Source organism: Penaeicola halotolerans, assembly GCF_016464625.1.
In the GTDB taxonomy this organism is placed as follows: domain Bacteria; phylum Bacteroidota; class Bacteroidia; order Cytophagales; family Cyclobacteriaceae; genus Penaeicola; species Penaeicola halotolerans.
In genome coordinates this window covers 1-279 of the sequence record NZ_JAEAGO010000044.1, presented here as the reverse complement: position 1 = coordinate 279, position 279 = coordinate 1, and the positions used below count along the sequence as shown (strand labels likewise).

Sequence of the window (279 nt, the reverse complement as noted above, 5' to 3'; positions counted from 1 at the left end):
ATATTGTAATCTGCAAGCCGGCTTGGCGCGCCGATTTCGTTAAAGAAAGCACGGACTGCATCAATGCCGGCGAGAGCCGTTTCTTCGTCCGTTTTTCCTTCAGGATCCACACCCCATACTTCAACGGCAAACCGTTTGAAACGTGGGATATTTTCTTTATATACATACTTCATCCAGTTCGGGAAGATGATCGCAAGCCCGCCGCCGTGCGGGATATCGTAAACAGCGCTGACGGCATGTTCAATCGAGTGCGTTGCCCAGTCGGTTTCCACGCCGGCC

The 279-nt window shown here is 52.3% G+C and carries 1 pseudogene; it reads right to left on the bottom strand.

From position 1 onward, the window contains the following. Positions 1–279: pseudogene (locus I5349_RS13690) on the bottom strand (NADH-dependent alcohol dehydrogenase); the annotation flags it as partial.